Source organism: Ignavibacteriales bacterium (assembly GCA_016214905.1).
Classification (GTDB): Bacteria; Bacteroidota; Ignavibacteria; order UBA10030; family SZUA-254; genus PNNN01.
The window spans coordinates 282,318-308,850 of the sequence record JACRMQ010000006.1 but is presented as its reverse complement, the minus strand read 5'-3'; the positions used below and the strand labels follow the sequence as shown (position 1 = coordinate 308,850).

The following is a 26,533-nucleotide window of genomic DNA, read 5'->3' as shown; positions in this document are numbered from 1 at the left end:
TATGGAACCAAAATATAAAATTCTCGCTGTTGACGACGATGTGAGTCTGCTCGATCTCCTCTCAAAAGAAATAGCCAGGGCAGGATACGACGTGACTGTAGCTTACGACGGAGTTGAAGCCGTTGCCCGTGTTCAGAAAAAACAATTCGACCTCGCTATTCTTGACATCAAGATGCCCAAGATGAACGGTCTGGAAGTTTTGAAATATATCAAGAAGCATTATCCGGTTACAAAAGTCATTATACTGACTGCCTTTGCCGATTTGTCGAACGCCGTTGAAGCCAAACGCAACGGAGCCGAAGCTTTTATCGATAAGCCGTGCGATGTCGATGAACTGCTCGCTCTGATGAATCGTATTTTAACATCTTAACCTGTTCCTAAAAATTATTCAACCCGCGGTTTCCTCTCTGCCGTTGCCTGAATATCTAAAAATAATTTTTAATGAACAAATAAATCTACCGGTATGACTTGGTATATCTCTTTAGTCTCGGAATATCCGCTAACAACCGCAATGGTTCAGTTTGCAATACTCGGGACGTTTGGTGATATCGTATCCAAGTGGTTGATTCAGAAAAAGATTTCCTTCCCGTTTTCCCCTTTGACACTTTTATTGAAAATGCTTGAGTGGGCTTTGCTCGCTGTGTGCATCAAATACGCTTTCACGGGATTTCAAGGATTTGTTGATAGTTTAATACAACACGACCTCCTGCCGTCGCTTGATTTGTTCGGCAGATCTTTTGCCGTTTCAGTTTCTATGAATTTACAGTTCGGTCCATTCCTCGTGATAATGCACAGAGTTTTAGATAACATAATCGCGCGCGAAAAGAATTGGGACAATATTCATAAAGGCATGCTATCTTTGCTTTGGTTTTGGATCCCCGCGCACACTATTACGTTTATTTTGCCGAAACCATATCAGATCGGTCTCGCTGCAATATGGTCGGTAGTTCTGGGTATTATTTTAGGATTTCACAGCAGAAAAAGATAAATTCGATTCAAGGAACGATATTACCTAATCATAAGTTGTATTTTAGGAACACGGACATAGATTAAAATTTATCGGCGCATATCAATGAAAGACAGCTCTATATCAAAACTTGATGGACGGATGCTTTATTACGTTTTTAGAGCAGGCGCGCAAAGGGTGTTCGAAAATCAGATTGAGTTAAACCGTATTAATGTATTCCCTGTTAGAGACGGCGACACCGGAACAAATCTTACTTCTACAATCCGCTCTGTTCTGGAACAAATACATCCCGATAGGTCATTCAAGATAACCGCAGATAAAATTGCCGATGCCGCTCTAGCAGGAGCACGTGGGAATTCCGGCATCATTTTCGCCCAGTTCCTATACGGAATGAGCACCGAAGCTGGAAACTCGGTCGCACTCTCTCCTATTGAATTTGCTGAGATCATCAAACGATCTGTAAAACATTTATTCGATGCGATTGCCAATCCTGTCGAAGGGACCATGCTCACCGTGATCAATGACTGGGCTGAATATATTCATAACAACAAAGAAAAGGCCCGGGATTTTGCCCAGCTTATCATTGGTTCACACGAAATTATACGGCGATCATTAGAGGAAACAACATCGAAGCTTGCGGTTCTTGCTAAAGCAAATGTTGTCGATGCTGGTGCAAAAGGGTTCGTTCTATTCATTGAAGGCATCATCGATCTTATTAAGTCGAAAAATATTAAGCGACTTCTGCATTCGAAAATAGAAACCATCGACATACAGAAAGTCCAGGAGATTGTCCCCGAGATTGTAACCCATAGGTTCTGCACCGAAGCAACAATAAAACATTCAGCCATCGATAGTCATTCATTACAAAATATTCTGTATGAATTTGGCAATTCCGTTGTTGTTGCAGGTTCCCAAAAAATTACACACTTTCACCTTCACACGAATACGCCCGCAGATTTATTTACCCGGTTGCGGAGAGTCGGAATCCTCACCAATCAAAAAGCTGAAGACATGATCCGTCAAAGTGAGGCGGCATACAACAGAAAATGGAAAATCGCGCTAGTAACCGATTCTACCTGTGACCTATCTGAAAAATTAATGGATTATCATCAAATTCATATGCTACCGATTAATATCCACTTCGGCGAAAACCATTATCTCGACAAAATCACAATAACACCGAAACAGTTCTACACGCTTTTAGATGAGATGCAGGCTTTTCCTTCAACATCCCAAGTGAATGACACAGCGTTTCTCAATCTCTATTCACAGCTTGCTTCTCACTATGATTCAATTATTGCTGTACATCTCACTGGTAAATTCAGCGGGACACTGAACAGCAGCCGGAAAGCAGCAGAAAAAGTGAGTAAAGAATTCAATAAACAGATTTCAGTAATCGACTCAAGAAACCTCTCAGGCGGTCTCGGCTTGCTAGCACTTCGAATCGCCCGCGCGATAGAATCAGGCAGGACACATTCTGAAATTCTGGAGGCGTCTGACCGATGGCTCAGGCAAACTAAAATATTCGTCAGTGTTCAAACACTTGAATACATGGTTCGTGGGGGGCGAGTTTCTCAGGTAAAAGGTTTACTGGCACGATTACTTAATATAAATCCGATCGTTTCACTTGATGAAGATGGAAAATCAATATTATTTGGCAAAACTTTTAACCAGCAATCCAATATGAAAAAAATTATGGAACACATCCGCGACCTCAGCAATGGGAAGGATATCTGGAATTACATCATTCTACACGCCGGCAACGAAGATGCCGCTAATTGGTACACCGATCAGATGAAAATACTCACAGGAAAAACACCGGTCGATACCGTTAACATTTCACCGGTCATTGGAATGAATGCGGGCATAGGCGCAGCGGCAGTTTCATTTATGTTTGAATAAGGAGAATGCCAATGACATTTTTCGAGATATATTTTCAAGCACTGTTATTCATTCTTGTCATGATGACATTGCTCTGGATAATAAGTGTAATTATTAAAAATGTCAGTATTGTCGATCTTTTCTGGGGCATCGGTTTTATAATCTCAGCATGGTTATATTTCTTCCTTACCGATGGATATATAATACGTAAGATTCTCATTACAACGCTTGTCTCAGTTTGGGGATTTCGCCTGTCAATATATCTCGCATTGAGAAATATCGGCAAGGGAGAAGATTTTCGTTACCGGCAATTTCGAAAAAATTACGGTGAACACCGTTACTGGTGGATAAGCTTTTTTCAGACATTTCTCCTGCAAGGGATTCTCATGTGGCTGATTTCCGTACCACTCCTCGGAGCACAGTATTATACAACCGACCCCTCGCTCAATATCTTAGATATTATCGGAATCTTCTTTTGGATTATTGGTATTATATTTGAAACGATTGGTGATTACCAATTAGCAAAATTCAAATCAAATCCTATGAATAAAGGAAAAGTGCTCAACACCGGTTTATGGCGATACACCCGACATCCAAACTATTTCGGTGACGCTGCAGTCTGGTTGGGATATGGTTTAATTTCTATATCAGGCGGCAGCTATGTGCCCTTTTTTGGTTCACTCCTTATGACTACTCTCATTATTAAAGTTTCGGGGGTGACATTATTAGAAAAGACACTCAAAGAAACCAAGCCACAATACAGAGAATATGTGAAGAAAACAAGTACTTTTATTCCATGGTTTCCAAAAAATAATTGATAAACTATGCAATGGCTCGAAAACATATGGTTGATATTGTTTATGGTTTGGGGTCTGCCTTTGGGTTATTACCGAAGTAGATTCCGTAAAACCGTTTACCAAACTGATCGATGGCTCATTAACATTAAACCGGTTTTTATCAGAGAGATCAAAGGATTATTGGGAAACATCTATCCCGATAATACACTTTACATCCGACAGCGGAATTTTTACCGTTTTTACCTCTCCGTGTATTTTATTTTATTTTTTCTTTATTTCTTTTTTAACAGTGATATAAATTTATTCTCAGGCAACAGTATGAATAAGATAGATATTGGCAGTCGTATCCCGGCATTCACTCTCCCCGACCAAAACGGGAGAATGATTGATATCTCTGCTATAATTGGTAAGAAAAATATGGTTATTTACTTTTATCCCAAAGACGACAGTCCGGGATGCACAAAAGAAGCTTGCAGTTTCAGAGATCAGTATGAGATTTTCCGTATGGCAGATGCGGAAATCATCGGCATCAGTTCCGACAATGTGGAAAGTCATAAACAGTTCGCCAAAAAGCACAACTTAAATTACATCTTATTGAGCGATGATGGGAATAAAGTGCGAAATTTATTCGGTGTGCCATCTAATCTTTTCGGATTAATAGCCGGCAGGGTTACTTATATCGTGGATAAACAAGGAATTGTGGTTCACACTTTTAACTCACAGATGCAAGCTGAAAAACATATCGAAGAATCTATAAAAGCACTAAAGAATATAAGCGATGGTAATTGACGTTAAACAGGATGATCAAAATTTCATCATGCTAAATTTCTGGCAAGTATAAAACGGCGATAAAATATACTTACCATCCATATCCCATTCATAACAATAACATTAATAATCAGATAAGCCTGGAGTTCATTGATCCATGAACAAATACACATAAGCATAAACTCTGTACCAAATCCTAATAGCCCGGATATTCTTAATGCCAACCGGTCTGAATACCAGGTTGCTAATAACTTTTTATCAAAATTTCTTCCCTTACACCACCGGTCTATCCGGAGCATTAATTTATCCTGCCATCCATAAATTAAAATAAATATTTTCTGAAGCCTCAGGGCTAAACGATCACCTTCTAAATCTTCCTCGGTTATTTCTTCTGCTGTACGGTTGAGCGGGTATTGATTTTCCAGATGAAAGAAAGAAACCTGATAATAGACATGATACGAAACTCTCAATGTAATCCCGATAAAAGATAATATGCCAAGAAACATTATCCAGCCGGTTGGCTCCGCTATATAAACGATGTAAGTTATTGAAGAAAATAGTGCCACATCAACAATAAAATCGCCGATAGAATCCAGAAAGCGTCCGCGGCGGGAATAAATCTTCTTAGCCCGCGCTAGTTGTCCATCAGCATCATCAAAAATATCTTTGGCTACAATGAGAACACCGCCCGTTGCAATTGCCGCCGCTGTTCCAAAAGAGTATGCAGCCGCGCTCGCCAGTCCGAGAAGAATAGCCATCAGAGTAACCTGATTTGGAGTGATTCTGGTCGGATAAAAAATCCAAACAATAACCGCCGCAATCGGACGTAATAAATAAATGTTCACCAACTCATCTGCAAAGTATGATTCTGACTTTAACGATTGTTTGAAAAATGTAATCGGATCCTGTTTAGGCATTGACTGAAGACGTTTTCTTTTTATTATCAATACTGTACTGGTAAACACGACAGAATATTAGCCATAAGTTTCCTGCAATCAGAATTACCCAGAGATAAATATCTATCCTTCCGAGAAAGGCAAAGAATATTAAAATTGTTCTATTTGTTGTGGGACCAATAAAACTCCAAAAGCGTATAAGAACAGAATTTTCTTTTTTGTATTGGTCTGGAGCATAACCAATATTATCCGATCTCTTACCGAATTGTTTTTGTATATTTAAATATTTGAGATAAAGAATCAGAAAGATAATTTTCGTACTGTTACTTTTTTCAATCCTCATTCTTTCAACTTCGCTGCTGAATTGTTCAATTTCCTTATCGAGAAAATTGATCTCCGATCTTACGGTTGACATAAATTCGTTTTGATAATGATCGAAGAATATTGCATGCATAGCAGTGCTAAATCCGGCGAGAATAACAAGAATCCACATCTCGTGATTTATGGCAGCAAACCCAAATCCTATACTGATGAAAACGGCAAGCCCGACTATATAATCTGCCACACCGTCTATAACCCGCCCCAGCAATGAACCGCTTTTTTGTATTCTGGCAAGCTGTCCATCCGCGCAATCTAATACATTTGATACAACAAATAATGCACCGCCAATAATTAATGCTTCAGAAGTGCCGTGGCTAAATTGCCATGCGGCAAAAAATCCGAACATCATAGAGATAAAAGTAATTTGGTTCGGAGTGATGGAGAAACGCTTTATTGATTGAACAAAAAGAAAAGCTAACGGTCTGTAGAAAATGAGATCGAAAATCTCTTCCACTTCGGGCATCTTCAACGAAAGTCTGTATTCTTCAATCATTGTCATTTTCTTTAAAAGAAACCTTGAAAATCAGCCATCAGAACGGGAATTCCTGAGAATACCAATCTTTCGTTACATCCATCCAGAAAAATAGCCCCCTCCACCTGCCGAAATGCTTATAATAATTTTCTATTACTTTATCGCTGCACTTTTTTCCGTTTCGATGAATCTCAAAATATTTTCCCCGGCACCAGCTATCAATACCAAGATAATCGTAACGTCCCAAAAGTTTTAAAATATTCCCTGCGGCATAAGGACCAATTCCCTTCACAGAACGAACTTCTTTAAATAATTCTTCTGTTGATAAACCGCTTGTACGCCATTGTTCAATAACAATATTTCCCTCTGTTATTCTTCGCGATAATTCAAGAATGTATGGCGCGCGATAACCGGCACGAATCTCTCTCCTAAGATATTTTTCTGAACAATCTCCAATCGTTTCAGGTGTTGGGAACATGAATCGGGAATCTTCAACTTTCATCCCTAATTTCGTGCAGAGATTATTTACCATGATTTCGGTAAGCGCCCAACTGCAATTGGTTGTGCATATCATTTTTACAACGTCCTCGAAAACCGTCGGAGTCCGGAGCAAACGCCCTGCGCCAATTTTCGGAATCCAACAGTATTCTTTATAATTACGCGCCTCTTTATAAAATTCCGAATAATCTTCATCCATCCTTAAACACGATTTCAACTGGGATATCAAATCCTTTTTCTCAACACTATTCAATTTTGATCTAGAAAAGATATTCACTTTTCCCTTCTTGCCATCTTTAATCATGATGGCAAGGTGTTTCCCCGATCCTAATTTAAATATTCTTTCAAGTGATTTATTTTCTTTATCGACTTTAAATGGAGGTAGGATGCACCATCCGTGGCTATAAACAGTCGGCCATAATGAAAAATTGTCCGGGACGTTTATACTGAATTCCATTACTCAGATATGATATCGGAAATGTGTGATAATAGTTTCTGATTGGTGGGGAATTTTTGCAGCGCTTTCAAAAATGTAAGCATCGCGTCTTTCGGTTTCATCCGGTGGAGCGAACGTCTCAGCAACTGATACTTTCCCGTATCGGCACCAAAGAGCAATTCTTCCCTCCGAGTTCCAGATTTCGGAATATTAATGGCGGGAAATATCCGCAGATCGGCGAGCTCGCGGTCTAATACCAATTCCATGTTACCCGTACCTTTAAACTCCTGAAAGATCAGCTCATCCATGCGCGAATTCGTTTCTATGAGCGCGGTTGCGAGTATTGTTAACGATCCTTCTCCTTCCAAAGCGCGTGCCGCACCGAATATTTTTTTCGGAATTTCAAGCGCGCGGATATCCACACCGCCAGACATGGTTCTTCCGCTGCTGCGTTGGGAAGCGTTGAATGCTCTGCCCATTCGTGTAAGCGAATCGACCAGCAGCACAACTTCAGCACCCGCTTCAACTTTTCGTTTTGCAAACTCAAGAACCAATCGCGCCAACCTCACATGACTTTGTGCGTTACTGTCGTTCGAACTGCCGAATACTTGTCCCTTGATTGATCTCCGCATCTCGGTTACTTCTTCGGGTCGTTCATCCACGAGCAAAACTATCAACTCAATTTCAGGATGATTCGCGCTGATAGCATGCGCGAATTGCTGCATCAACATTGTTTTCCCCGCTTTCGGTGGAGAGACAATCAAAGCGCGTTGTCCTTTTCCAAGAGGACATAAAAGATCAACCACGCGCATAGAAGTATCTGATGGGGCGACGGTTAGTTTAATTCTTTCGTTCGGATCGATTGCGGTGCGACCAGAGAACTCCGTTACATCTCTCCATTTCTCCGGCTTCATTCCATTAACGTGAATTATCGAAGCGGCTTCATGTCCGCCGCGCCTGCCGCGTTGGACTTTCACTTCGATGTAACAACCTTCACGAAGATTAAATCCCCTCACCAAATCGGGACGAATGAATGGATCGCCTGTTTTAGGTTCTATCTCAAGTGATATTTGTCGAAGGAACCCCCCGATTTTCCGGTCTAATTCAAAGATACCGGTAAAACTGTTTTCGTTCATTAATGATTAATTTGTTTGTGATGAGTTATAATATACAAAATCCCCATCATCTGAGCAACGATTTCTTATGATTTGACGAATAAGAAAAGTATCATTATCTTCATAAGAATACAGAACAGGTAAATTACATTGAGTTCAAGAACAGGTTTTGTTTATAACGAATATTTTCTGAAGCACGATACCGGACCCGGACACCCGGAGAGTCCTGAACGGTTGAAGGCAATTGTATCGCATCTTCAGCAGACAAAACTTTGGCACAAACTCAAGCACCTTATCATCGATGAGGCACCCGAAGATTGGATAACCAAAGTGCATACACCTGAACATTCGAAATATTTGCGTCAGGCATGCAGGCAGGGATTGCAGACTGTTGATGAAGGAGATACTCGTGTATCTGAATCCTCTTATAATGCGGCGCTGATAGCGGTTGGCGGAGTTTTGGCTGCAACCGATTCAGTAATGAGTGGAATTTTAAAAAACGCTTTTTGTGCAGTCCGACCACCAGGGCATCACGCCGAAAGAAATAAACCGATGGGTTTTTGTTTGTTCAATAACGTTGCTATAGCAGCACGTTATGCTCAGCAAAAATATGGTACCAAGCGTGTCGCGATAATCGATTGGGATGTTCATCACGGCAACGGAACCCAGAATATTTTTTATGATGACGATTCGGTGCTTTACATCAGCTTGCATCAATTTCCTTTTTACCCCGGCACAGGCAGCAGAGGTGAACAAGGCATTGGTAAAGGTCTTGGTTTTACCATTAACATCCCGCTCACGGCTGGCAGTGGAGAAAAATCATATATGGAAGCGTTTACCGGAGAGATACTGCCTTCACTCGATAATTATCTGCCCGATATAATTTTTATCTCTGCCGGATTCGATGCACATAAAGACGATCCGCTAGCTGATTTAAATCTGACAGAGAGTTCGTTTGGAATATTGACATCGATGCTGACTGATAAAGCAGAAAAGATTTGCAACGGTCGGATTGTTTCGGTGCTGGAAGGCGGATACAATTTCGGCGCGTTAACATTAAGTGTTGAAGCGCATCTTCTTGCTTTAATTGGACAAAATAATTCACATTAAATATAATCTAAAAATGAAAACTGAACATAAATCGTTTCGGGTACTTAGTTTATCGATCACTTCAAGAATCATCCGGGCTTGCGGTGTATTTCTGATGTTACTGATGCTTCTTTTCATCGCTCCTCTTATATTACAATATGTTGAAGACGCGGCATCTTATCGATTTGCAAAATGGATTATCGACACCGATAAAAATCTTTTAGTGCTGGTAAAAGATAATATACCCACAAAGATCGCCGGCAAAGATATGTCGAGATGGATATCAATAGTCGGATTATTCATCCTCAGCGGGTCGTTGACGAGGATGAGTGAAAAGTTAAAAGATAAATCTGAGTATTTTAAATATAAGGATAATGTCGATTCGTGGAAAAAGCAGATGCACCTATCGGATAACGCGATAGTTTTGACACCGTTGAATGAAAAATTAGAACAATTTAAAAATGCCAAGAAGAAAGACCGCGAGCAATTGTTGAAAGAATTCATCGAAACTAAAAAGAAGTTGGATGAAATGGGGCGCGATCTCGCTTTTCTCGCGATCGATGTCGTCGATTCCACAGGCATGAAGGAAGGAGAGGAAAAAGCGATAATTGAACATGATTTCAAAGAGTATAAACGATTCGTCGAGAAATGTTTTGCCACGTATGGTTGTTTGAAATCTACATGGACACCTGATGGCGTGATGAGTTGTTTCAACACCGTAGACGCTGCAGTAAGGGCAGCACGTGAAGTTATTAACGGATTGGATAATTTCAACAAAACTGTAAAAGGGATGCGGCGCGATTTTCTTGTCCGCGCGGGTGTAAATTCAGGATTCGTTTATTTTGATGAATCTATTCCACTAGAAGAGATAAGCGACAGAGTAATTGATATCGCTGGACATATGCAGAAGAACGCACTGCCAAACACTGTTTGCATAGCCAAACCGACAATTGAACCGCTTAACGAACGTGTCGGTTTTGAACCATCCGGTAGAATGGTGGATGGATATGAAGTGTATGAGTGGAAAAAAGCGTTAGATAAATAAAATTACGCTTGATCGTAGAGCGAGGTGATACCTCGCTCCGCACGAACTAACAGTTAGTCCTTAATCCCCACTTGTAATAAATAAATGATAATGATTCTAAAAATATTTATAGCAGTTAACTATCTCATCAAAATCATTTTTTTTGTTTCTGCAAGACCGCCTGCTAATAATTTGTAGAAGTACACACCACTAGGAACATTATCGGCATTCCAAGTTACAGAATATTCACCTTGCTGTTTCTTTTCTTGGACAAGTATTGCCACTTCTCTTCCAAGTAAATCATAGACTTTTAAAGTAACGTAACTTTCTTTTGGAATTGAGAACGATATTTTTGTTTGTGGGTTGAAAGGATTGGGATAATTAGACGATAGTTTGAAGCTAGAAATAATATTTGATTGTTCGTTCATATCAGTTAGAAGCACTTGCCAAGTATAATTATTTCTGGTGTAGTTTACCCATTCAATACCGTTCCAATCCTGAGATAGATAGGTTGTCAGCTTACCATTTTCGCCATAGAAGTAACTGGATTTACTCGAATTTACCCAAGTGCTATCAAATCCCGTTTGACGAATATATTCTATCCGAATGCCAGTGGTGTCATAAACGTAAATGCTTTTTTTTATATTTTGCAGTGTATTTCCATACCATCTCTGATAATAATACTCTACCCTTTTGCCATTTAAATCATAAGCATAAGTGTATTTATAATTATTTATCCATTGGTTAATCCAATATCGGTTCAAGACCTCTGTTCGATTTCCGTTGATGTCGTATGAATAAAGAGTATTCCTATCATTCACCCAGGTACTATCTTCCCAAATTTGTGATGTAAGCTCCGTTCGTTTACCTGCCTGATTATAATTATAATTTGTTTTATTATGATTAACCCATAAGCTGTCAAGCATTTGATAATCAATAGACTCTACAATGTTATTATTTTCATCATAAATATTTTGTCCCTTCTCACTCTCAACCCATTTTATGCTATCCCAGTTATGGTGAAACCATTCGATTTGTTTGTTATTTGAATTGTAAGTGTATGTGAACTTTTCAATATTTATCCAGCCGATTACGTCCCAATTCTGATATAAATATTCAGTTTGATTACCGTTCAAGTCGAAAACAGAAGAGATTTTGGAAGTGTTTACTAACATACTGCCATCCCAATTTTGATAGATTTGTTCCGTTAGATTACCAATCAAATCATAAGTCGAAGTAATCTTGAAATCAGTGTACCACGTACTTCCATCCCAAATCTGATGGTTGTACTCTATCTGATTTCCATATTCATCATAAGAATAATTGTATTTATAATCATTAATCCAGCTGACTGAGTCACGGATTTGATATAAATATTCAGTTAGATTTCCATTTACATCATATAAAGAAATTCCTATGCCAGCCGAATCCCAAATACTTTTTTCCGGACTCCAGATTTCTCTAAGATAGGCAATACGGATAAATATTGTATCATTGCCGATTTTTTCGATGATCAGTCGTTCTGATACATCAAGTGACTCCTCATCATCGCATCTTTCTTTTTCCTCTAATAAAGAAGCAAGATTCCCATGCTTGCCACCCATTAAAGATTCCGGCTTGAGCGAATGATTGGTGAACATGTTTTGATTCTTCTGAGAGAATACAAAGCATGTTAAGATTATCGTAAGAAGTACATCTACAAATAATAATATTACAAAATTCTTCACAAACACCTCACCATTTTAAGTTTATGTTATCGCACAAATATTAAAATAATTTATTTTTACCCCCGCCGCCAACTTGTTCCGTCCTTTTTGTCTTCGATAACAATTCCAAGATTTTTTACCCCATCCCGGATTTTATCGGACATTGCCCAGAGCTTTTGTGCACGCGCCTCAGTTCTCAATTCGATTATGAATTGAATCAAATCGTTCTCATCGCCTCCTGCAGTTGATCCGGCATCGAAATGCTCAGGTATTATACCAAGGACCGTTCCACCTAACTCATTGTAAAGGTCGTTGATTTGCTGTAATATTTTAATATTTATTTTCCCCGAAGACAGAATTGTATTGACTTCGCGGTTAAGATCAAATAAAATCCCGATTGCCTGCGGAGTATTAAAATCATCATCCATCGCTTCAATAAATGCTTTCTTAAATCCCGCAAGATCAACAAAGATTGAACTGTCAAAAACTTTTCCATCTTCCGATTTTCTTAACTTCTCAATCTCCACCCTAACATTTCTAACGGTGTTTGACAATTTTTCCAATCCCTTTGAAGCACCTTCAAGCGCTTCATCTGTAAAATCAAGAGTACTGCGGTAATGGCTTTGAAGTATGAAGAACCTTACAACAAGTGGCGAATATTTCTTGAAAGAGTCTTTCAAATTAATTACGTTGCCGAGAGACTTCCCCATCTTCTGTCCGCCAACTGTAACCATGTTATTGTGAATCCAATACTTCACGAACTGTTTTCCTGTTGAGCATTCACTCTGAGCAATTTCGCACTCGTGATGCGGGAACTGGTTCTCCATTCCGCCGCCATGTACATCGAATGTTTCTCCAAGATATTTCATCGACATCGCGGAACATTCAAGGTGCCAGCCGGGGAAACCTGTCCCCCACGGACTTTGCCACTGCATGATATGCTCTGCTTCGGCTTTTTTCCATAAAGCAAAATCTGCCGGATTTTTCTTCTCTTTATTCACTTCAACACGTGCGCCTGCTTCCATTTCTTCCAGCGGACGCCGGGACAACTTACCGTACTCCTTAAATTTGGCAACATTAAAATATACTGAACCGTTTTTCTCGTAAGCGAACCCTTTTTTAATCAGGTCGCGTGCCATTTCAATTTGTTCGATGATATGACCGGTTGCCCGCGGTGAAATATCGGGACGAACTACGCCAAGCGCATCCATATCTTCAAAATAACTGCGCGTGTACGATTCAACTACTTGCATCGGATGAACACGATCTTTCTTTGATTGCTTTGCAATCTTATCTTCGCCCTCATCGGCATCGTCGGTCAGATGCCCGACATCGGTTATGTTTTGCACGTAAAGAGTTTTGTATCCAAGATATCGGAGATATCTTACGATAATATCGAATGAGACGTAGCTTTTTGCATGACCGATATGAGAATGTCCGTAAACAGTTGGTCCGCAGACATACATATTAACGCGCCCTTCGACGAGCGGTTTGAATTCTTCTTTTTGACGAACGAGTGTGTTGTAGATTTTTAGTGACATAAGTTTACTTTGTAATTCCAGATTGATTTAAAATATATGCATAATCAAATGACGCTTCTTTTAACCGTTCGTATCGCCCGGAAGCTCCCATATGGCCGGCACCCATGTTTACTTTTACAAGAACTATGTTGTTATCGGTTTTCATTGCTCTAATCTTCGCAGCCCACTTTGTCCCTTCCCAATAATTTACACGCGGATCGTTGAATCCGACTTTCACCAAAATGTTAGGATAATTTACGGGCTTAACATTATTGTACGGGTCGTACGATTTCATATAATCATAAGATACTTTTTCGTTTGGATTGCCCCACTCTAAATATTCTGTAGTTGTGTACATAAGTGTGGGATCGAGCATTGTATTAATAACATCCACAAATGGAACAGACGCGATAACGGCTTTAAACAAATCAGGTCGCATGGTTGTAACCGCACCCATTAACAATCCGCCCGCGCTGCCGCCTGAGATTGTGAGTTTTTCTTTGCTTGTATAATTTTCTTTTATTATATATTCCGCGCAGGCAATAAAATCTGTAAATGTGTTTTTCTTGTGCAGAAGTTTACCATTCTCATACCAATCTTTGCCCATATCACCGCCGCCGCGGACGTGCGCAATCGCGAAAATAACTCCGCGGTTAAGATAACTTAAACGTGATGAACTGAAAGTCGGCTGACTTGGTGATCCATAAGAACCGTAGCCCGTCATATGTAGCGGTGATGTGCCGTCTAATTTCACTCCCTTTTTATAAACAAGCGAGATAGGAACCTCAACTCCATCCGGAGCTTTTGCGTAAATCCGCTCCGATTTATATTCGTTTGGATCATAGCCACCTACAACTTCTTGCTGTTTTATCAATTTTTCTTCTTTAGTTTCAAGATTGTAGTCATAGATTGATGAGGGAGTTGTTAACGATTGGTAACTGAAACGAAATACTTTCGTATCATAAATGCGGTTTACATTCGGATATGCCGTGTATACTGGATCCGGGAAATCGATATAATGGGTTTGACCCGATTGCATATCAGTTACACGCATTTTTTGCAAACCTTTTTCCCTCTCATACACGATTGAATAATTGTTAAAGAAATCTGTTCCCTCAATTGTAATTCCATCTCTAAAAGGTAAATAATCGGTCCAATGCTTTTCACCGGGATTTGTTACCGGTGCTTTAATCAACTTGAAAGTTTTTGCATCTTTATTTGTTCTGATATAGAAATATTCACCGTGATGATCTACGCTGTATTCATGTTCGCTCGACCGCGGAACTATCATCTTTGGTTCTTCAGCCGGATTATCTGCAGAAATAAATTGCCACTCATCCGAGTTACTTGCCGATGATTGAATCAGTATGAACTTGTCGCTTCTTGTTTTTCCTACACCGAGATTGTATAATTCATTTTTCTCCTCGAACAATAATGCATCGTTCGATAAATCTGCTCCGAGTGTATGACGGTATAGCTTATATGGTCGTTTTGAATTATCTTCAACCGTGTAGAAGATAGTTTTGTTATCATTCCCCCAAGCGATCGATTGTGTATTTTCAGCACGATCGGTAAGTATTTTTCCGTTTCTCAAATCTTTCACAAAAAGAATATATGACTCGGCTCCATTTGTATCTACCGAAAATGCGAGAAGGTTATGATCGGGGCTTAATTCCATAGCGTTAAGACGATAGAATTTATATCCTTTCGACATTTCGTTCTGATCGAAATAAATTTCCTCGGCAGCATTCAGACTTCCGCTCTTGCGGCAATAAATCGGGTATTGTTTCCCTTTCTCAGTTCGTGAATAATAAAAATATTCTCCATCGCGGTATGCCGGATCCTGATCGGTTTCTTTTATTCTGCCAACCATCTCATTATAAAGAGTTTCCTGAAAAGCTTCCGTCGATTTCATTATCGCTTCAGTATAAGCATTTTCAGATTTCAGATATTCAATCACTTCAGGATTCGAGCGATTCACGTCTCTTATCCAATAATAATTATCAACTCTCACATCATTATGAAGTGTGTCGTACTTAGGAACGATCTTCGCAACCGGGGCAAGCGGAGCAACCGATTGTGCATTCAGAATGATTATTGATGCGAACAATAATACAATCAAAGATAAAATAAAGATTATTTTTTTCATCTAAACACCTTCTTACTATTCTTTTTTTTTAATTTATACTTTTAAATTATTAATTTTAACTAATTACTTTTTACTTTTTAATTTTGACTTATTTTCTATACCCATCAACTCCCTCGCACTCTCAAGCCCGCTGATTGTTATCTCTTCACCGCTCATGAGTTTCGCGACTTCTTCCACCCGCTCTTCAAGATCGAGTTTTCGCATCTGTGTTGAAGCACGCTGTTTATTCTCAATCTTCTCAACAACAAAATGATTATCGGCAAGTCCGGCAATTTGCGGAAGATGGGTGATTGCGATAACCTGATGAAACTGAGACAATTTTTTTAAACTCTGCCCCACCGCTTGAGCAATTCTACCGCTAACTCCGACATCGATCTCATCAAATATAAGAAGCGGCAGACGATCTGATTTAGCAAGAATCATTTTCAACGCGAGCATTATACGCGATATTTCACCGCCCGACGCAACCTTCACCAGCGGCTTCGGATCTTCGCCTATGTTCATAGAAATATAAAATTCGACTAGATCCATTCCTTTAGAAGTCGATTCATAATAATCTTTGCCGAGCTTGACCAAGGCGTCGGTTTTATCTTTAGCAGGAGAAAATGTTAATTGAGTTTCAAATTGCGCGTTCAGAATTCCGAGGTCGACTAAAGCAAGGGCAATCGCTTTATTGGCTTTCTTCGCAACTTCATGGCGTTTCATTGAAAGCCGCTGAGCGATTTCTGATAACGTTTTTCTTTCCGATTCGAATTTATTTTGATAAGCCGATATTTCAGTCTGGAAATTGTTCGCCAGTTCAAACTCCCTGCCGATTTTCTGGCGGTATTCGATTACAGCGTTCAACGATCCGCCGTATTTCTTTTTCAATAATGTAAGGTTGCCAAGGCGATTACGTATTTCTTCCAGCCGCTCCGGCTTAAATTCGATTTTGGAATTATACCGCTGGATAAATTTCGCAAGTTCATCAACGATTGCCGCAGCTGAATTCGCTTCATTTTTAATATCGCTGAACGATGAATCTATTGATGCAAGAGTTTCCAATTCATTACGGGCAAGAATGATTTGATCGTGGACGGCGTTATCTCCCTCATACAACATTTGGTACAATCGTTCGGTAGCACTGAATAGTTTCTCAGAGTTTTCTAAAATTCGAAGTTCGTTCTCAAGATCATCCTCCTCATTCTGCCGTGGATTTAAAGCATCGATTTCGTTAATCTGAAATTCATACAACGTCTTCTTTTCCATCAACTGCAGTTCTTTTGATTTTAATTCTTTCAGATCATTCAATACTTTATTGGCGATTGAATGGGAGTGTGAGTATTCTTCAACTAAACTTTCCAACCTTCCGTAATCATCAAGTAAATCTATGTGTGTTTCTGTTCGAAGAAGAGATTGATGCTCGTGCTGACCGTGCAAATCGACTAACATATCTCCAACTTCTTTGAGTGTTGCGGTTGTGGTTGGTGTATCGTTTATAAACGAGCGGCTTTGTCCTTTAACTGAGACTTCACGTCGGAGGATAAGTTCATCCGAAAATTCAATTTCGTTTTGAGTGAGGAATGTTTTTAGTTTTTGATTTCCGGAAACATGGAACAATCCTTCAACAATAGCTTTGTCAGCACCTTTTCGCACAGCATCTGTTTCGGCGCGTTCACCAAGAACCAGACTCAGCGCATCGATGATAATCGATTTACCGGCACCGGTTTCACCTGTAATTATAATCAATCCGCGCTCGAACTCTACATTCAGTTCTTCAATCAGCGCGTAGTTTTTTATGAAGAGGGATTTAAGCATAGAAAAAGATTGTAAAAATCCGGCTAATAATTCGACGCGTTAGCCGACTTATGAAGTCAATCTACCAAATGGCTATTCCATTTGTAATAATTGTTATCAATTTAATGAATTTTCTTGAATATTCAAGAAATTAGAAAGGTTGATTTATCAAAATTTATTAGGTGAAAAACTTCACATCCGGTATATCTTTTAAAATACCATGATAGTATGCCATACCGAAAAATTCTTTGATCGATTCGATTGCCTCTTCCGTCAGCTCGTACTGAAATTGCTGAATGTTCCCTTTGGCTGCGGCTTTGTTCCTCTCTGCTTCGATTATAATTTTTATTTCCTCATGCGTAAGCTGATCCTCCCTGCCAACCCAGAATCCATGCACGAACGGCAAACCTGATATATCCAACCATTCATCAACAAGATCGATTTTGTTCGTCTTATCTTTCAAGCTGAGAGCAATATCGCCAACAGCGAGGAATGAGTCGTAATGTTTGAGCGCAGTTAGTGAGTCCATTGAAACAGGAATAAGTTTGGGTTTCGTATCATACTTTTCAGAAAAAATGATGCCGGCAAGAACGATTTCGGATGCAGAAGAAGGATCGAAAGCGATCGAGTTTATCTCTTGTATATTCTCGTTGAAGAACAAAAAGATTGAATTACTATTTTCTCCAGAAACGGCTGCAGCTTCTGGTAGAATTTTATACAAAGAATAATCTTTTGCATAATCGATTGGAGATAGAAAAGCTCCGTCGATATTTTTCGCGCGGAGCTTTATAGCAAGTTGAGCGGAAGAATCGCAGACTAGGGAAAATGTTCCGTTATTCTTCAGCGCGGCAAAAAGCGGCTGAGCATAAGCATCTGCGATTATGCCGAGTCGTTTTTGCACCTTATTAATCTGCTGATGTTTTCAAGCGGATTTGTTTAGCCGCGAGAGTGCGCAGGTAATACATCTTAGCACGTCTCACTCTGCCTTCTTTCATCAGATCGATTTTTGATATTCGCGGGGAATGAAGCGGGAATATTCTTTCCACACCAACACCATTTGAAATCTTTCGAACTGTAAATGTTGCACGCAAACCGGAGCCGTGCCGTCCGATAACTACACCCTGAAACTGCTGGATGCGTTCTTTATCTCCTTCGATAACACGCACATGAACGTTAATCGTATCACCCGCCTTAAATTGGGGGAGATCCGATTTCATTTGAGTAGCTTCTACTAATTTAAGTTTGTCCATCTTTATTTCTCCTTCATAAATATTTAATTAAACTTTTTTTCTCTCATTTGTCCGGCTTACGCGTTGTTCTTTTCGCCAGTTCGCAATCGCTTTGTGATCACCCGAAAGTAAAACATCGGGTACACGCAAATCGCGGTAAACAGCCGGTTTTGTGTAATGCGGACAATCGAACAATCCATCCTGAAATGAATCGGTTAACATCGATTCTCCATCGCCTAAAACACCGGGAATCAAACGTACTAAAGCATCTACAACAACCGCTGCGGCAAGCTCACCGCCGGTGAGCACATAATCACCTATTGATATTTCTTTAGTGATCAATTTCTGGCGAACCCGGTGGTCGATTCCTTTATAGTGTCCGCATAAAAACAGCAAATTTTTCTTCATCGACAAATTATTTGCAAGCGATTGGTTAAATTTCTCGCCATCTGCCGATAAATAGATCACTTCATCGTAGCTGCGTTTAGACTGAAGCGATTCGATACATTCAAATATCGGTTCCGGTTTTAATATCATTCCGGCTCCGCCGCCATAGGGTGTACCGTCGATTGTCCTATGTTTGTCGTGCGTATACTTTCTCAGGTCGTGCACGCGGATTGTGACTAATTTTTTCTTTTTCGCTTGCCGTATTATACTTTCGCCAAGCGGACTTCTCAATAACTTCGGTAAACCGGTAACGATATCGATGCAGATCGAAGATTCATTCATTCATTAATCCTTCAATCGGATCAATAATTATTTTTTTCATATCAATATCCACATCACGAATAAACTCTTTCACAACCGGCAGATAAAAACTATCCTGTCCTCGATTTATCACCCAGATATCCTGAGCGGGAAGTTTAAGAACATCTTCCACAACACCTAACATTTCACCACGCGTTGAATACACTTTACATCCGATCACTTCATGCACAAAATATTTGCCCTGCTTAGGTGAACAAATATTTTTTTCATCGACAAAAATCAACTGCCCGATGAAAGCCGAAGCGGTATTCTTATCGGAAATTCCGCTTATCGATATAACTACCGATTTATGTTGCTCTTCCAGATCTTCAATCAAAACCGGTTTCGCGTCAAAATCATGCATACCGATCTTTACATCGCGAATGTCCTTCAGGTTAGGGTGTTCATTTGAAAATAATTGAATTTTCAATTTACCTTTTACCCCGAAGCAACCGGTAATTTTGGCAACAGCTAATAACTGCTGATCAGCATTTTCATCGGCAGAATGGAATTTAACTTCGCTCAAAGTCTGCTCGATGAATATATATCTTGGCGGAACTTAATCGACAACTTCAACGGCGACTTTTTTTCCGTACTTCTTGCCAACAGCCGCGGCCAATGTCCGCAAGGCAAAAGCTGTTCTTCCTCTTTTACCAATAACTTTTCCGATATCAGGTTGTTGTACCTTGAGCTTGATGATGAGTTTATCATTCTTCATTTCTTCCTCAATCACCACTCCATCAGGTTGATCAACCAACTGTTTTGCAATGTACTCTACGAATTCTTTCATGAGATCTCCAGTCGTGGTTCACGCCATCGAATCTCTACGATATCATTTTACTAAGCACCATCGTATCCACGAGATCCCTCGCACCGACAACTGCGGGATGGTTTCAGTTATGAGTTAATGAATTATAGTTACAAAACTCGTTGTTCAGTTATTTAAGACGCCTGGGTTTCTGCAACAGGTGCCGGAGCTGCTACCGGTGTTTCAACCGGCTTACGTTTTCTCTTGAGAACTTCTTTGCGCCGGGCTTTCTTTGCCGTTTCACGCGTAAGCTTTTCACCTTGCAGAACTTGCCATTTCTCTAATTCGGCGATCATGGTCGGTTCGTCTACACCCTTTTTTAGCAATCGCCACTTGAACCAGAGACCTTTTCGTTTTAATAAACTTCGGACAGTATCGGTCGGTTCAGCGCCGCGCTTTAACCATGTAAAGAGCCGCGTTTCGTTGATCTCTAAACCGATCGGACTGAGGAGCGGATTATACATACCAACTGCCTCAAGAAATCTCCCGCTACGTGATGTTCGGGAATCTGCCGCTACGATCTTATATATCGGCTTCTTTTTCTTTCCTATGCGCCGTAATCGTAACTTTACCAATTTTTTACTCCTATCTTTTAATTGATTATTATGTAATTAAATTCTATCTCGGTGCTTGCATGCCGCGTAACATTTTGGGCATTTTACCCTTTGAAAATGTTTTCATCATGCGCTGCATTTCGCTGAATTGCTTCAGTACTTTGTTCACTTCCTGTATCGACGTTCCGCTTCCTGAGGCAATCCGCTTCCTTCGTTCGCCGTTTATTATCTGGGGCTTCTGTCTCTCTTCACGCGTCATCGATTGAATTACCGCCTCAACACCTACGAGCGCTTTATCATCTAGCGCAACATTAGACGGCAATCGGTTCATTCCGGGTATCATGCTCATCAGTTGTTGCAACGATCCCATCTTTTTAATTTCATGAAGCTGATCTAAAAAATCTTCAAATGTGAATTGCGATTTCCTGATCTTCTCTTCTAATTTTTTCACTTTATGCTCATCGTATCTTTCCTGAGCTTTCTCTACGAACGATACGATATCTCCCATCCCCAGAATTCTTGTCGCCATTCTGTCGGGATGAAATATTTCAAGAGCATCTAATTTTTCACCAACTCCAACAAACTTTATCGGTTTGGATACCACTGCACGAATCGATATTGCCGCACCGCCACGTGTATCACCATCAAGTTTTGTGAGAACCACACCATCAAAATTCAACCTGTCATGGAATGCCTTAGCGGTATTGACAGCATCCTGACCTGTCATCGAATCGACCACGAACAAAATCTCGTGCGGAGAGATTTTTGTTTTGATCGTTTCAACCTCGCGCATCATCTCTTCATCGATATGCATGCGCCCGGCAGTATCAATAATCACTACATCACGTGCGGCTTTTCGTGCCTTGTCAATCGAATCAACCGCGATGTCAACAGCAGTACGACCACGTTCTGCTACAACCGGCACTTGAATCTGTTTGCCTAACATTTCCAGTTGGTCGATTGCCGCCGGTCTGTAAACGTCTGCGGCAACAAGCATCGGATAGCGGCCTTTGCTTTTTAAGTGGTTTGCCAGCTTGGCACAAAAAGTTGTTTTACCCGATCCCTGCAATCCTGCAACCATTATTACTGTCGGTGGCATCGATGCATAGCGCATCTCTGTTTGTGCAGTTCCCATTAATTTTACAAGCTCATCGAAAATAATCTTTACGACAAGCTGACCGGGGGTTATACTCGTTAATACTTCTTGTCCGACTGACCGCTTCTGAACATCATCGATGAATTGCTTCACCACTTTGTAGTTCACATCGGCGTCAAGCAGAACACGACGAACTTCACGAAGAGATTCAGCAACATTTGCCTCACTGATTCTCCCCTGCCCGCGGAGTTTTTTAAAAACACCTTCTAGTTTTTGTGTTAATTCTTCAAACACAGGAAGCAGTAAATTAGTATTAACCTGCAAGATTGAGATAAAAAACGCCATCCCGCTCAATTTTCGAGGGTTCGGGACCGGCGTCGGGATTTAAAAGCGCTATAAATTTACGTAAAAAATAGGATTGAAGCAAGATTGTGGAAATATTATATTTTCATAACTCATATCTCATAACAAGCATGGTTTTAAGTTATCAGGTTTAAGTTTAATTCCACGGTTCTCCGCTTTTGACTATTGAATCTCGATTCTTAGTTTCATCTATCCTTCTAAAATTCCTGCAGTATTTTTTAATTTTCTGACTTCTGTTTTAGTCAAATGACGCCAATGACCGCGCGGCAAACCTTCGTAAGAGATATCGCCATAAGCTATACGGTCAAGCTTGTGGACCTCATATCCCAACGATTCAAACATCCGATGAATCTGACGATTCCTTCCTTCATGAATAATAACACCGACAACTTTATTTTTCTCTCTCGGGACAATATATATTTCTGCCGGTTTTGTTTTTCCGTCGTATAAACGCACACCTTCTTTTAATTTTCTAACATCTTCCAGTTTAATCGGTTTATCGATTGTAACTTTATATGCTTTTTTAACTTCATATTTCGGATGCATGAGTTTGTTCGCAAAATCACCATCATTCGTAAACAACAATACACCGGTTGTGTTTCTGTCTAATCGCCCTACCGGAAATACACGTTCTTTAGCGTTAATATAATCCATTACGGTTGTTCTTCCTCTTTCATCGCGGGCAGTAGCAATAGAATCTTTCGGTTTGTTCAATAAAATATAAACCTTCTCATCGAGTATCACTATCTGTTTATCGTCAACAAATATTTTATCTTTTTGCGGATCGATTTTTACTCCGAGATCAAAGATTGTTTCTCTATTGACTTTAACTCTTCCTTCCGTAATCAAGATATCGGCTTGGCGCCGTGAAGCGACCCCTGCGTTAGCTAAAAATTTATTTATCCTTATTTTTTCATCAACCTGTGTTTTCATTTTTGAACTTTCCTGATATAAATAATAAAATATTACCGAGAATCGTGAATTAATATCGATCCAAGAATAATAGGGAAGCGGATATTAAGCAGAGAGATAAAATCTAAAACTATGGGTGGACTGGCTAAATCGACTGGAAGAAAGAGCGTTGTAAACGCTTACTCTTGTGGCGGAACATCTGTTTGAATATTCGAATCAGTTTCCGCTTGCTGCTCGGGCGGCGGTGGTAATTCTTCCAGTTGACCGTTTTCGCTAACCACAGTGGTGCCTAACCTCTCCTCAATTTCTTCGTCTGTTTTTCCCATCCGGCGAAGCAGCTCACGCTCCATGTCCATCCCCTGCTCAGCCATTATCTCATCTATCTCGCGCGGTTTGGGTAACTCTGATAAATCATTAATTCCAAAATGTTTTAAGAAATCCTGAGTTGTTCCGTACAGCAGTGGTCTCCCCGGTGTTGCCGCTCTTCCAACAATGGTTACCAAACCCCGCTCCATCAATTTTTGAATCGCATAGTCTGCGTTAACTCCACGTATCGCCTCGATTTCCGGTTTCGTTACCGGTTGTTTATAGGCAATTACCGAAAGTGTTTCAATAGTCGCCTGGGTCAATTTGCGTCTCGATTTTTCTTTGATCATTCGGCCGAGCCACTCGGCGAATTCGGGCATTGTCGCATACTGAAAACCACCCGCAACCTGAATAATTCTGAATGGACGATTTGTTTGAACATACTCGGCGTTCAACTCGCGAATCGTATTTAATATTTCTTCCTCCTTAACACGGAAGCGAGGACCGTTATTATCCGCCTGCCAAAAGATATCCTGAATCTGACGAATTGTGAGCGGTTCATCAGATCCAAAAATCACTGCTTCGATAATTTGCCTCTTATTTTCCGAAATCGGTTCCATCAAATTGCATCCGAGCGTAATTTGTAAATTATGAAATCATCTTCAAGATCGGTTTGTTTAAATCCGATAATTTTATTTTTCACCATCTCCAACATCGCGATGATTGTAACTATTATACGAATTTTTTCAGTCATGTGCGAAACAAGTTCGAAAAACGATATCTCTTCCCTTAATCTGAAAACATCAGCGATATAGCTCATCTGCTCATCGATTGTCACATTCAGCAGTTCGATATCATGGTATATTTTTTTCGGAACATTATCCAACACCCTTTTGAAAGATGCGATAAGATTGAACATGGTCACATTTTTCAAACTGACTTCTTGATCTTCGAGTGTTACTTTTTTCGAATCGGAATGGAATCCCATCCTATAAAATAATTTTCCAGATTCACCTTCAAGGACCGAAAGCACAGCGCTGGCTTCTTTGTATCTTTTATATTCGAGGAGTCGTTTTACAAGGTCGGCACGCGGATCAGCTTCTTCTTCCTCTCCCGGTTCTCTTGGAAGAAGCATTCTAACTTTTATTTGCATCAATTCTGCCGCCATCACGATGAAATCTCCCGCAACTTCTAAATCGAGTTCCTGCAGCATCTGTATATAATTCAGAAATTCCTTCGTAATCCGTGAGATCGGAATATCATAGATATCCAATTCGTCACGTTTAATGAAGAACAACAGAAGATCGAGCGGGCCTTCAAATGTCGGCAGATTTATACGGTATGGCAAATCAGTTCAATTCAAAATTAAAAAGATAAAAGTAAAAATTAGATAATTTAAATCAAATATATTTTCATCCCAACTTCATAGCAGTGCGAACTTCAGACATAGTTTGAGCGGCAAGCTTTTTTGCCTTCACCTCTCCACTGCTTAAAATCTCTTTAACTTCCTCTTGATGAGATTCATAGTACATTCTTTTCTCCCTGAATGGATTCAGGTATTCCGAAATTTCAGCGGCAGCTTTCATTTTACAATCAACACAGCCGAGCACACCACTGCGGCATCCGGCATCGATTTCTGGGGTTTCTGTCGGATTGAATTTTTGATGATATGTAAAGACCAAACATACTTCGGGTCTGCCCGGATCACCCTTGCGAATTTTTTGCGGATCTGTTACGGCTTTCTTTAATTTCGATTTGATTTCTTCTGGTGATTCGGATAAAAGAATTGTGTTGCCGGCTGACTTGCTCATTTTTATATTTCCGTCAAGACCGGGAAGCCGGGCAAATTTTGTCAGCTTCGCCTCCGGTTCTGGGAACACATCGCCGTATTGTTGATTAAAACGGCGTGCGATTTCCCTCGTGATTTCAATATGAGGAACCTGATCTTCACCAACCGGTACAGCATTCCCTTTATACAATAGAATATCTGCCGATTGAAGTACTGGATAACCCAAATGTCCATAGATAACATTTTCGATATTCAGATCACGTACCTGATCTTTGAGAGTTGGATTTCTTTCAAGCCGGGCAGTTGTGATGAGCATGGAAAATATCATAAATAATTCCGCGTGCTCTTTTATTTGAGATTGACGGAACATCGGACTTTTTCCCGGATCTATACCCGCTGCCAACCAATCTATCATCATATCTATTGAATTCTGATATAGATCTTTGGTATCGAGATTTGTCGTTAAGGCGTGATAATCTGCTATGAGGTGATAATTTTCGTAATCGTTTTGCAAAGCCACCCAATTTTCGAGTGCGCCCACAAGATGACCGAGGTGAAGTTTGCCTGTCGGGCGCATTCCACTTAAAATTCTTTTTTTATTTTGCAATACTACTTTGTCCTTTGCGGTTAATTCATATAAAGATATGGCTTCCATCCATCATCAACAGTGCCGACAAAATGACGGATGAACGAAACATGATTGGGACGTAACGGTTTTCGCAACAGTTTGAGATGCGACTCTTCCGGTGTGCGATCTCCCTTTTTATTATTGCAGTGTACGCAAGCTGCAACTAGATTCTCCCACGAATCTTCACCCAAGTGCGATTTGGGGATGATATGATCAACCGTCAGCGGCAGATCTGTCCTGCCGCAATATTGACACCGATGTCCATCCCGGCGAAGAATGTTTTTACGCGAGAGTATAATTTTCTTATAAGGAATATGAACGTAGATACCAAGCCGTACAATGCTTGGGAAAGGCATGTTCATAGATACAGAATGAACCAACTGACCATTCGAGGCTTCTATGAGTTCAGCTTTTCCAAGGTATAATAATATAATAGCTTTCTTAACATTGCAAACGCTCATTGGTTCGTAATTTTGATTGAGAATGAGCACTTTGCTGTTCAGTTTACCGTTCGATTTATGGGTATACTGCGCACTGAAGACTGATTACTCCTTTTGTTTTAGTGTAAATAGTGAAAAACCGATAATTATACTTAAAAAATATAACAGAATTTCAGCCATTTGTCA

The 26,533-nt window shown here is 40.1% G+C and carries 27 protein-coding genes; 7 read left to right on the top strand and 20 right to left on the bottom strand.

Annotation, left to right across the window (positions count from 1 at the left end; all coding sequences use genetic code 11):
- The first annotated feature begins 1 nt into the window (after position 1).
- The 5 genes from HZB59_05180 to HZB59_05160 all read left to right on the top strand — a co-directional run bounded on the left by HZB59_05180 (position 2) and on the right by HZB59_05160 (position 4,434).
- Entirely contained in the window at positions 2–370 is a 369-nt protein-coding gene (locus HZB59_05180; protein ID MBI5020809.1) for a response regulator, read from the top strand.
- Between the two features lie 93 nt (positions 371–463).
- Positions 464–988, top strand: a complete 525-nt coding sequence (locus tag HZB59_05175) for a hypothetical protein (GenBank protein ID MBI5020808.1) — start codon at positions 464–466, stop codon at positions 986–988.
- A gap of 84 nt (positions 989–1,072) precedes the next feature.
- Entirely contained in the window at positions 1,073–2,869 is a 1,797-nt protein-coding gene (locus HZB59_05170) for a DegV family EDD domain-containing protein (protein MBI5020807.1), read from the top strand.
- Positions 2,870–2,880: 11 nt separating this feature from the next.
- Positions 2,881–3,666 (top strand): DUF1295 domain-containing protein, encoded by a 786-nt coding sequence (locus HZB59_05165; GenBank protein MBI5020806.1) that lies wholly within the window; start codon positions 2,881–2,883, stop codon positions 3,664–3,666.
- Positions 3,667–3,963: 297 nt separating this feature from the next.
- Positions 3,964–4,434, top strand: coding sequence for a peroxiredoxin (locus HZB59_05160; GenBank protein MBI5020805.1), 471 nt, complete (start codon positions 3,964–3,966; stop codon positions 4,432–4,434).
- 26 nt (positions 4,435–4,460) lie between these two features.
- Here HZB59_05160 and HZB59_05155 read toward each other — a convergent pair whose 3' ends face one another.
- From HZB59_05155 to rho, 4 genes are read right to left on the bottom strand one after another with little or no spacing between them, the layout of a single operon-like run.
- On the bottom strand, positions 4,461–5,330 hold the full coding sequence (locus HZB59_05155) for a CDP-alcohol phosphatidyltransferase family protein (GenBank protein MBI5020804.1): 870 nt from the start codon (positions 5,328–5,330) through the stop codon (positions 4,461–4,463).
- A complete protein-coding gene (locus HZB59_05150) occupies positions 5,323–6,183 on the bottom strand; it encodes a CDP-alcohol phosphatidyltransferase family protein (protein MBI5020803.1) in 861 nt (286 codons plus the stop codon). Before HZB59_05150 ends, HZB59_05155 begins: the two co-directional genes overlap by 8 nt.
- A gap of 37 nt (positions 6,184–6,220) precedes the next feature.
- Entirely contained in the window at positions 6,221–7,117 is an 897-nt protein-coding gene (locus HZB59_05145; GenBank protein MBI5020802.1) for a 3-methyladenine DNA glycosylase, read from the bottom strand.
- Positions 7,117–8,232 carry a transcription termination factor Rho gene (rho, locus tag HZB59_05140; GenBank protein ID MBI5020801.1) on the bottom strand — a complete coding sequence of 372 codons (1,116 nt, stop codon included), beginning with the start codon at positions 8,230–8,232 and terminating at the stop codon, positions 7,117–7,119. Before rho ends, HZB59_05145 begins: the two co-directional genes overlap by 1 nt.
- Positions 8,233–8,361: 129 nt before the next feature.
- Between rho and HZB59_05135 the strand changes: the two genes are divergently transcribed.
- On the top strand, positions 8,362–9,321 hold the full coding sequence (locus HZB59_05135; protein MBI5020800.1) for a histone deacetylase: 960 nt from the start codon (positions 8,362–8,364) through the stop codon (positions 9,319–9,321).
- 13 nt (positions 9,322–9,334) lie between these two features.
- Positions 9,335–10,345 (top strand): guanylate cyclase, encoded by a 1,011-nt coding sequence (locus HZB59_05130; GenBank protein ID MBI5020799.1) that lies wholly within the window; start codon positions 9,335–9,337, stop codon positions 10,343–10,345.
- A gap of 119 nt (positions 10,346–10,464) precedes the next feature.
- On the opposite strand, the gene HZB59_05125 is transcribed toward HZB59_05130, so the two are convergent.
- The 16 genes from HZB59_05125 to HZB59_05050 all read right to left on the bottom strand — a co-directional run bounded on the left by HZB59_05125 (position 10,465) and on the right by HZB59_05050 (position 26,410).
- Positions 10,465–12,051: a T9SS type A sorting domain-containing protein gene (locus HZB59_05125; protein MBI5020798.1), complete on the bottom strand. Its 1,587-nt coding sequence runs from the start codon at positions 12,049–12,051 to the stop codon at positions 10,465–10,467.
- Between the two features lie 56 nt (positions 12,052–12,107).
- The gene (locus tag HZB59_05120) at positions 12,108–13,571 is read right to left on the bottom strand and encodes a cysteine--tRNA ligase (protein ID MBI5020797.1); all 1,464 of its coding nucleotides are present in this window, start codon (positions 13,569–13,571) and stop codon (positions 12,108–12,110) included.
- Positions 13,572–13,575: 4 nt separating this feature from the next.
- On the bottom strand, positions 13,576–15,699 hold the full coding sequence (locus HZB59_05115; GenBank protein MBI5020796.1) for a S9 family peptidase: 2,124 nt from the start codon (positions 15,697–15,699) through the stop codon (positions 13,576–13,578).
- 63 nt (positions 15,700–15,762) lie between these two features.
- Complete coding sequence (recN, locus tag HZB59_05110; protein ID MBI5020795.1) at positions 15,763–17,496, bottom strand: DNA repair protein RecN; 1,734 nt, start codon at positions 17,494–17,496, stop codon at positions 15,763–15,765.
- 157 nt (positions 17,497–17,653) lie between these two features.
- A complete protein-coding gene (locus HZB59_05105; protein MBI5020794.1) occupies positions 17,654–18,376 on the bottom strand; it encodes a hypothetical protein in 723 nt (240 codons plus the stop codon).
- Between the two features lie 4 nt (positions 18,377–18,380).
- Complete coding sequence (rplS, locus tag HZB59_05100) at positions 18,381–18,725, bottom strand: 50S ribosomal protein L19 (protein ID MBI5020793.1); 345 nt, start codon at positions 18,723–18,725, stop codon at positions 18,381–18,383.
- Between the two features lie 27 nt (positions 18,726–18,752).
- A complete protein-coding gene (gene trmD / locus HZB59_05095; GenBank protein ID MBI5020792.1) occupies positions 18,753–19,418 on the bottom strand; it encodes a tRNA (guanosine(37)-N1)-methyltransferase TrmD in 666 nt (221 codons plus the stop codon).
- Between the two features lie 7 nt (positions 19,419–19,425).
- A complete protein-coding gene (rimM, locus tag HZB59_05090) occupies positions 19,426–19,977 on the bottom strand; it encodes a 16S rRNA processing protein RimM (GenBank protein ID MBI5020791.1) in 552 nt (183 codons plus the stop codon).
- 33 nt (positions 19,978–20,010) lie between these two features.
- Positions 20,011–20,241, bottom strand: coding sequence for a KH domain-containing protein (locus HZB59_05085; GenBank protein MBI5020790.1), 231 nt, complete (start codon positions 20,239–20,241; stop codon positions 20,011–20,013).
- 152 nt (positions 20,242–20,393) lie between these two features.
- Positions 20,394–20,834 carry a 30S ribosomal protein S16 gene (gene rpsP / locus HZB59_05080; protein MBI5020789.1) on the bottom strand — a complete coding sequence of 147 codons (441 nt, stop codon included), beginning with the start codon at positions 20,832–20,834 and terminating at the stop codon, positions 20,394–20,396.
- 43 nt (positions 20,835–20,877) lie between these two features.
- The gene (ffh, locus tag HZB59_05075; protein MBI5020788.1) at positions 20,878–22,203 is read right to left on the bottom strand and encodes a signal recognition particle protein; all 1,326 of its coding nucleotides are present in this window, start codon (positions 22,201–22,203) and stop codon (positions 20,878–20,880) included.
- Between the two features lie 258 nt (positions 22,204–22,461).
- Positions 22,462–23,205, bottom strand: coding sequence for an rRNA pseudouridine synthase (locus HZB59_05070; protein ID MBI5020787.1), 744 nt, complete (start codon positions 23,203–23,205; stop codon positions 22,462–22,464).
- A 158-nt stretch (positions 23,206–23,363) separates the two neighbouring features.
- A complete protein-coding gene (gene scpB, locus HZB59_05065; protein ID MBI5020786.1) occupies positions 23,364–24,110 on the bottom strand; it encodes an SMC-Scp complex subunit ScpB in 747 nt (248 codons plus the stop codon).
- Positions 24,110–24,838, bottom strand: a complete 729-nt coding sequence (locus tag HZB59_05060; protein MBI5020785.1) for a segregation/condensation protein A — start codon at positions 24,836–24,838, stop codon at positions 24,110–24,112. The genes scpB and HZB59_05060 overlap by 1 nt, the downstream gene beginning before the upstream one ends.
- Positions 24,839–24,902: 64 nt before the next feature.
- The gene (gene trpS / locus HZB59_05055; protein ID MBI5020784.1) at positions 24,903–25,934 is read right to left on the bottom strand and encodes a tryptophan--tRNA ligase; all 1,032 of its coding nucleotides are present in this window, start codon (positions 25,932–25,934) and stop codon (positions 24,903–24,905) included.
- Positions 25,907–26,410 carry an HNH endonuclease gene (locus HZB59_05050; GenBank protein MBI5020783.1) on the bottom strand — a complete coding sequence of 168 codons (504 nt, stop codon included), beginning with the start codon at positions 26,408–26,410 and terminating at the stop codon, positions 25,907–25,909. The genes trpS and HZB59_05050 overlap by 28 nt, the downstream gene beginning before the upstream one ends.
- Positions 26,411–26,533 lie beyond the last annotated feature (123 nt).